This window comes from Faecousia intestinalis (genome assembly GCF_040096185.1).
Classification (GTDB): Bacteria; Bacillota; Clostridia; order Oscillospirales; family Oscillospiraceae; genus JAZOXB01.
This window is the reverse complement of record NZ_JBBMFF010000081.1, coordinates 1-5,655: the sequence shown is the minus strand read 5'-3', so window position 1 is coordinate 5,655 and position 5,655 is coordinate 1. Positions and strand designations below refer to the sequence as shown.

Sequence of the window (5,655 nt, the reverse complement as noted above, 5' to 3'; positions counted from 1 at the left end):
CGGGATGTCAATGGCATCCCGTGCGGGGGTCTGTTTATGCCGCAGGCGCTTGCAGTCCGTACAAAGCATCGATCACGGCTTGACAACTGTACGAAATCGTACTATAATATTATGGTATGATTTCGGACATTGGAGGTTCTTATGCACGAATACCGATCCCCGGCGCTGAAGCGCCTCAACTGCCTGCTGAGCGAAATGGACGCGGCCTATCACGAGGCCGCGCAGCGACAGGGACAGAATGACAGCACGAGCCGCATCCTCTATGCCCTGTGCGAGCTTGGCTCGCCCGCGTCGCTGCGTGCCGTCTGTGAGAGCACCGGTCTGAGCAAGCAGACCGTCAACTCCGCCCTGCGCAAGCTCGAGGCGGACGGCATTTTATATCTGGAGCCGTCCGGCGCGCGGAGCAAGCGCGTCTGCCTGACGGAGGCGGGGCTGCGCGTGGCAGATGCCACGGCCGGCCGCCTGATCCGGCTGGAAAACAGCATCTTTGACGAATGGCCCGCAGAGGATGTGCAGCAATATCTCGGGCTGATGGAGCGCTATCTGCAGGCATTCCGCTGCAAGCTGCCGGAGCTGGGGGGTCAGGAATGAACAGCACATTTTCCGGCCACTTCGGCTACCGCCGCCTGCTGCGCGTGACGCTGCCGTCCATCGTGATGATGATCTTTACGTCGATCTACTGCGTGACGGACGGTTTTTTCGTCTCGAATTTTGCGGGCAAGGCCGCATTCACGGCCGTGAACTTCATCATGCCGTATCTGATGATTCTCGGCTGCGTCGGCTTCCTGTTCGGCACCGGCGGCAGCGCCCTCATCGGCAAGACGATGGGCGAGGGCGACAGAAAACACGCCGACCGGCTGTTTTCCATGGTCATCTGCGTGACGGCCCTGTCCGGTCTGGCGCTCGGTGTGCTCGGCATCGTGCTGCTGCGGCCCGTGGCGGAGCTGCTCGGCGCGGAGGGTGAGCTGCTGGAGAACTGTGTGCGCTACGGCAGGCTCATCCTGATCGCGAACCCGGCCTATGTGCTGCAGTTCGCATTTCAGTGCCTGTTTGCCACGGCGGGCAAGCCGAAGCTCGGCCTCGCGGTGACCGTGGCGGCGGGCGTGACGAACATGGTGCTCGACGCGCTGTTCGTCGGCGTGTTCCGCTGGGGCATCGCGGGCGCGGCCGTCGCCACGTCGCTGAGCCAGTGCGTCGGCGGGCTGCTGCCGCTCCTCTATTTCCTCGGAAAGTGGAACCGCAGCGAGCTGCATCTGACGCGCTTCCGCTTTGACGGGCGCGCGCTTGGCCGCATCTGCGGCAACGGCTCGTCGGAGCTGATGAGCAATATTTCCATGTCTCTCGTCGGTATGCTCTATAACGCGCAGCTCATGCGCTACGGCGGGCAGAACGGCATCGCGGCCTACGGCGTGCTGATGTATGTCAGCATGATCTTCCACGCGTGCTTCATCGGCTACGCCGTCGGCGTGTCGCCGGTGGTGAGCTTCCACTTCGGCGCGCAGAACCGGCCGGAGCTGCACAGCCTGCTGCGCAAGAGCCTGCGGCTTATCGGCGGCAGTTCGATTGCGATGCTGGCGGCGGGCGAGGCGCTGGCGCGGCCGCTCGGGCAGATCTTCGTCGGCTACGACGAGGCGCTGCTGGCCATGACGGTGCGCGCGTTCCGGATCTACTCCTTCTCGTTCCTGCTCGCGGGCGTAGCCATTCTTGGCTCGTCGTTCTTCACGGCGCTGAACGATGGCCTGACGTCCGCACTCATCTCGTTTCTGCGGACACTCGTGTTCCAGATCGCGGCCGTGCTCCTGCTGCCGCTCGTGCTGGAGCTGGACGGCATCTGGCTCTCCATCGTGTTTGCGGAAACCATGGCCGTGCTCGTGACGACGGTCTTCCTGCTGGCGAAGCGGAAAAAGTACGGATATTAAAACGCAGTATGAACCGCTGCTTGGCTCTCCCTTAGGGAGAGCTGGCGGCGCAGCCGCCTGAGAGGGGAACTCAGCTCTCCCCTTGCTTGATACTGCCATGCAAAAGCGGCTGCAAGGCCCTCTCAGTCACCTTCGGTGACAGCTCTCCCAGAGGGAGAGCCAAGGGCTGCCCCATATGGATCAAAAATGGAGCGTATCTGCACGGATACGCTCCATAAACTTTCTTCCGTTCACCCGGCGAAGGGGTAGCTATGCTCATAATAGCTCGCGCCGGCGAGAGAGCCGATGGGGGACAGGAGCATGAGCTTGCCGTTCTCATCAGGGTACATCATCATATCGGCATTGACATTTTCGGCGCTGCGCGTCCATTCGAGCTGCTCCTGCCAGAGCGCATCGCCGCCCATGGTGTCCGGATAGATGGAGCGGAAGCAGCGCTCGGCGGCATCGGCCGCGCCCGCCTCGAATTCCGCCTGCGTCACGCCGCACAGGTCGAGGATCTGCGCGTTCGTCAGACGTGTGCCGGTGATGCGGTCGAAGCAGTAGACCTGATGATAGGCGCAGTCGTTCGGGTAGGACGAGTGGGTGAGGAGCACGAGCACGTCGCCGCACCAGTGGCTCTCCCAGCCGATCTCGACGCACGTCGGGTCATAGCCCTGTGCCTGCGCGGTGTGGGCCTCATCGACGAGCGGCATAAGCTCGTCGGAAATAGCGGTGTTGATAAGCTCGGCGTCCTGCGTCTGGCAGTTCAGCTGCGGGATACGGTAGGAATAGCCCTCGCCGCTCTCGTTCAGCAGGTCGGTGACGGCGTTTTCCTTCTGCATCTGCTCGCCGGTCGGCGCCCACGGGCCGGTGGATTCAGACGCCTCGCTTTCGACGGGCGTTTCGTCCGTCCCCATGGGGAGCGTGGCGGCAGGGGACGTGCCGCAGGACGCCAGCAGCAGGCAGAGCGCCGCCAGCAGCGCGGGAATGAGCTGTTTCATGAGAAAATTCCTCCTTGGATGTTCTGTTCCGTTAGACGGGAAAGAAAGCGGGATGTTCCGGCGGGCAGTGACAGAGTGGAGCGTGAAACGCACAGACGCAATCGGTGCATGCCGTTTTAACGGCAGCCGGTACGAGACGACAGTGCGGCACAGGGCGTCGAGGACGCCGCTCCCCTACAACGCCCCAATGATACAGGCCGCTCGGGGTTATCCCGGGCGGCCCGTCAGCATTATTGGGAATTTGCCGTGCGCTCTGCCTTCGCCAGCCTGCGCTCCTCCTTCGTGCGGAAGAAGTGCTCGAAGACCGGGATGAAGAACATGCACACGAACGCCGCCGTGAAGCCGCCGTTATACAGGCAGAAGCCGCCGTGCAGCAGAGGCACGCTCGTGACGAGCGTGAAGTGCAGCATACCGGCGAGGATGCCGAACGGCCAGCCATAGCGGCCGGAGATCGGCGAAAGGCCGTTTGCAAAGCAGAGGCCGACGACGATGGCCTGCGCGTTGATGGCCTGCGTATAGGCCTCGCCGACACAGAACCACTTGCCGAGGAACGACGCGGCAACATAGCCCACCATGATGGGCCAGACATTGCCGGGGTGGCTGCCGGAGCAGCAGCAGGCCAGCATGCAGAAGATGCAGCCGAACGTCACGGCGTTGAACGTCGCGCCGATGAGGTTATAATACAGCACGATGAACAGGCCGTAAATGCCGACGTTCATCAGGAACGCTGCATTGCCGTACTTCTGCGAGAAGTCGACGCTGTAGCCGGGGTCGCGGAGCAGACGCCAGTAGTCCTTCGGGCGGCAGCCCAGCACGAGCGCGCCGACAATGCACAGGCCGAACACGCCGAAGCAGAACACATTGGCCACATTCCAGCTCGAGACGCCGAGATCGGTGCTCGCGCCGCCGGGCAGCGTGCCGCCGAGCGCCTGATAGAGCAGGGCGCGGACGAAGAAGGCCGTCAGGCCGACGGGCACCGCGGCGGAATAGAGGTCATAGCCCTTGTGCATTTTCGGCGAGTGGACCAGCCCGGCGGGCAGGCAGAAGCCGATGAACAGGCCGATGGCGACCGCCAGCAGGATGCCCTGCCAGCGGAAGCCGACGACATCCGCATGGGGATAGCGGATCATCAGGTCCGTGAACAGCGGGCAGATGCCGGTCGTGAAGACCATGGCGTTGATCTGGTTCGCGGGATTTTCGCGCTTGACCAGGCAGTACAGCAGCACGCCGAGGAAGCCGAACCAGAGGTTCAGGATGTTGACGCCCCAGAAGCAGAACCCGGCCGTCAGCAGGAAGGCGAGGCACGACGTGGCGTTGACCTTGACCTTCGGGAGGCTGTAGAGGGCCGTGAGGACGAGGCAGACGAGGCCCGCGTTCAGGAACGTTCCGGCGTAGCCGCCGTTATCAAAATAGTTGGTCGAGACCTTCGAGGACTCCGTCATGATGCGGCGCAGACCGGTGAACATCTCCGCGCGGTCCGGCGCGATGAAGGCGGAGCATAAGAAGGCGAAGGTAAATGCGGCGAACAGAAGCCTGAGGAAGCTGCTCGCCGAAAGCTGCTTCAGCTTATGCATGATTCTCTCTCAACTTTCCCGTCCGAAAATCAGACGCGCTCGGCAGCTTCGATGACATGCTTCATGAGGACGGACGTCGTCACGCTGCCCACACCGCCGGGGACGGGGGTGATGGCCTCGACGATCGGCTCGACCTCGGCATAGACCGCGTCGCCCGCAATGGCGCCCAGACCGCCGCGCGCGTTCGGCTTGTTCTCATCCCAGTTGATGGAGACGTCGATGACGACCTGACCGGGACGGACATAGTCCTTCGTCAGGGAGTTCAGCACGCCCGCTGCGGAGACGAGGATATCGGCCTTGCGGCAAACTTCAGCGGTGTTGACGGTCTTGGTGTGGCAGACGGTCACAGTGGCATTCTTGCCCATGAGCATCATCGCGGCAGGCTTGCCGACGACGAGGCTGCGCCCGATGACGACGGCGTTCTTGCCCTTGCAGTCGATGCCGTAGTAGTCCAGGATCTCCATGCAGGCGGCGGGGGTGCAGGGGGCAAAGCCCAGATCGCTGCGGCCCTCGAACACACCGGCGTTCGACAGGTCGGTCATGCAGTCGACGTCCTTCTTCGGGTCGAGGCGGTTGCAGATCTCATTCTGGTCAGCCTTGAGATGCTTCGGCAGCGGACGGAACATCAGAACGCCGTGGATGGCGTCGTTGGCGTTGATCTCGTCGATGAGCTTGAGCAGGTCCTCCTTGGAGGCATCCTCCGGCAGGACAAACTTCTGTACGTTGATGCCGATGAGCTCGGCGCGCTTCGTTGCGCCCTTCTCATAGGACAGATCGCTGGGGTTCTCGCCCACGCGGACGATGCCGAGCGTGGGAACGACGCCCTTTTCCTTCAGCGCATTGGCGCGCTCGATGAGCTTTGCATTCAGTGCATCGGTAACTTCTTTGCCCAGTAACTGCTTTGCCATGATATATTTCTCCTTTTTGAGATAAGATTTGGGTTCGAGGGTGGGGCGGCGCAGGGCCGCCGGCGGAATGCAGCGGCATATTGTGTGGAAAGCCGCCGATGGAGTATGTAGCGGCGCTCAGTGAGCGCCTTGTAGGGGATCATTAAACCGTAGGAGTGCACTGGTGCACCGCAGCACTACCTGACGTGGCAATCTCGCAGTACTCGGTCGGATCACAGAACTCAAAAACGTGAGCCTTTTCGCGGGCAGGCCGAGCTCCGGCTCCGGATCGGCG

At 62.4% G+C, this 5,655-nt stretch carries 5 protein-coding genes; 2 read left to right on the top strand and 3 right to left on the bottom strand.

Features of this window, described 5'->3' with window-relative positions; translation table 11 throughout:
- Positions 1-141: 141 nt before the first annotated feature.
- Positions 142-591, top strand: a complete 450-nt coding sequence (locus tag WMO66_RS01350; RefSeq protein WP_349134614.1) for a MarR family winged helix-turn-helix transcriptional regulator — start codon at positions 142-144, stop codon at positions 589-591.
- Positions 588-1,919: an MATE family efflux transporter gene (locus WMO66_RS01345; protein ID WP_349134613.1), complete on the top strand. Its 1,332-nt coding sequence runs from the start codon at positions 588-590 to the stop codon at positions 1,917-1,919. Before WMO66_RS01350 ends, WMO66_RS01345 begins: the two co-directional genes overlap by 4 nt.
- A gap of 230 nt (positions 1,920-2,149) precedes the next feature.
- On the opposite strand, the gene WMO66_RS01340 is transcribed toward WMO66_RS01345, so the two are convergent.
- From WMO66_RS01340 to WMO66_RS01330, 3 genes are all read right to left on the bottom strand, one after another.
- On the bottom strand, positions 2,150-2,899 hold the full coding sequence (locus WMO66_RS01340) for a hypothetical protein (protein ID WP_349134612.1): 750 nt from the start codon (positions 2,897-2,899) through the stop codon (positions 2,150-2,152).
- A gap of 230 nt (positions 2,900-3,129) precedes the next feature.
- On the bottom strand, positions 3,130-4,473 hold the full coding sequence (locus WMO66_RS01335; RefSeq protein WP_349134611.1) for a DUF1576 domain-containing protein: 1,344 nt from the start codon (positions 4,471-4,473) through the stop codon (positions 3,130-3,132).
- A gap of 29 nt (positions 4,474-4,502) precedes the next feature.
- Entirely contained in the window at positions 4,503-5,381 is an 879-nt protein-coding gene (locus WMO66_RS01330) for a bifunctional 5,10-methylenetetrahydrofolate dehydrogenase/5,10-methenyltetrahydrofolate cyclohydrolase (protein ID WP_349134610.1), read from the bottom strand.
- Between the last annotated feature and the right edge of the window lie 274 nt (positions 5,382-5,655).